Source organism: Chamaesiphon polymorphus CCALA 037, from assembly GCF_003003845.1.
GTDB lineage: Bacteria > Cyanobacteriota > Cyanobacteriia > Cyanobacteriales > Chamaesiphonaceae > Chamaesiphon > Chamaesiphon polymorphus.
Genome location: NZ_PVWO01000721.1, coordinates 1 through 2,220, shown reverse-complemented (window position 1 = coordinate 2,220; position 2,220 = coordinate 1). Strand labels below are relative to the sequence as shown.

General features: G+C 46.6%; 1 protein-coding gene. It reads right to left on the bottom strand.

All coding sequences use genetic code 11. From position 1 onward, the window contains the following. Positions 1-46 precede the first annotated feature (46 nt). Positions 47-1,954, bottom strand: coding sequence for a bifunctional serine/threonine-protein kinase/formylglycine-generating enzyme family protein (locus C7B77_RS28675; protein ID WP_106313099.1), 1,908 nt, complete (start codon positions 1,952-1,954; stop codon positions 47-49). Between the last annotated feature and the right edge of the window lie 266 nt (positions 1,955-2,220).

Below are 2,220 nucleotides of genomic sequence, written 5' to 3'. Positions count from 1 at the left end.
GTTAAGGTTACAGGCTTGCTCATTGTCAAACTTTAACCCAATTTGACTACCTCTCTCCAAAATGAGCGAACCGTGAGCAAACAACTCGAAAACCGATAATTGAATCTCTTCGCGACCCTACATCAGCGAATCTGAAGGCAGAACGACAAAGGGACTGATAAGTTTCCCAGGAACCGCCGCGCAGCCGTCGAATTTTATTTTTATCTCGCGATCGAATATCTCCGCTTGCACTCCCATCTGTCGGTGCGTCATGATAATTACCCACCGACTCATCTAAACACCACTCCCACAAATTCCCATGGAGATCGTACAAACCAAAGAGGTTTGGAGGGAAAGTACCTACAGGAGATGTTTTGCCACTATACTCGCGCTGTACAGAGCCTCGATCGGAATCATGACTGCCATTATAATTGACGACGGCTGGGGTAATCGTCTCTCCAAAGGCGAAGGGAGTATTAGTTCCAGCACGAGCTGCATATTCCCATTCCGCTTCACTAGGCAGTCGATAGGTTCTCCCTGTCTTTTGACTGAGTTTATCGCAAAAATCCATTGCATCCAACCAATTCACCCGATCGACGGGTAACTTATCATTCTCCTGAAAATAAGAGGGATTATTACCCATAATTACTAACCACTGAGCTTGAGTTACTAAAGTTTGACCCAGATAAAATGCTTTTAAACTCACCTGATGCTGGGGACTTTCGTCATCAGCTCGATTTTGCTCGCTCGCTGGGGAACCCATCAGAAATTTACCTGCGGGGATTTTGACCATTGTTAGTTTCACGTCATTACCCAAATCTTCGGTAAATATTTGGGCATTACCGGAAGGTCGATCGATAATCTTACCTTGACTGTCGAGCATGACAGATTTGAATTGAATCTTGGTTAGTTCGGGTAAATTACTAAAGACACGGTTTAGTAACCAAGCTGAAACTACACCAACCCCACCAAATCCCAACCACTTGAGCAAATTACGTCGATCGATCCCTCTCGATGACGTTTTTACCTCTCGATTTACAGGTATTGAAACCGTTTTTACAGATGACGATCGAACTACTGGTGCTGCTACAGGCGTTACGCTCGGCGTGGGCGTAGATAGTGGCTGTGGTGGATGCGGGGGAATGGATGAAGGCATTAATGAGGCGATCGCGTCTAGAGCCTCAGTTGCATTAGCATATCGTTGGCGATAGTCTGGTGCTACCATCTTGGTTAAGACTATTGCCAAATCTGGATTGACACGGCGCAGATGTTGCCATTCAATTTTCAGACTATCTTCATCAAACAACAGATGAGGTGCAGATCCTGTTAAACATTGAATCCCGATCGCACCAACAGCATAAATATCACTCGCTGGTTTCGGATAACCGATACCTTGTTCGCTGGGCATATATCCCTCGGTACCGATGCCAATCGTCCTACTCACAGCCGGATTCGGTGTCATGATAATGGCGGCGCGAACTTGTTTGACGGCACCAAAATCGATGAGAACTAACTTACGATCGATCTCTCTGCGAATGATATTATCTGGTTTGAGATCGCGATGAATGATATTTTGACGATGAACTCTAGCCAATCCCGTCAAGATTTCGTGAAGGATGGCGAGGGTATCTGACTCCGAAAATTTCCGATCGTCTAATTCTTCCGTTAGTGTCGTTCCAGCGATATATTCCTGCACTAAATAAAACTCACCCCTCAACTCAAAATAGGCATAGAGTGAGGGAATGCGATCGTTATCTTTGCCCAACTGCTCTAGGGTTGCTGCTTCCATCTCGAACAGCCGTTGAGCGATTTGGAGCGTTGCTGGATCGCTATTACTCGGCTTGAGCAGTTTGACTACTACTTGCGGTTGACTCGGTAAATGAGTGTCCACAGCCACAAAAGTTTCCCCAAATCCACCTGTGGCTAATGCTTGCTCGATGCGATAGCGATCGCATAATAACTGACCGGGTTGCATAGTTAATAGTAGTAGCGACGATTCTCGCTCCCAAAGGCTGTGCCTACGGCAAACTCTAGCCACCGCTTACGAGCTACAAAGATTATAACGTATGAATTCGCGGCCACTCGATCGAGCGACGTTCGCTCGTCTGGTTAGCTTTAGCAATATTCTTTCTGTTTCCGGCTCCCTCCCCTTGATAAGCTCCCGCGTACCGATAAGTTGGCTAGACTTCGTTTTAGGTTGGGTTACCCCCCCAACCCCCCTTCTAAACGGGGGGACAAATC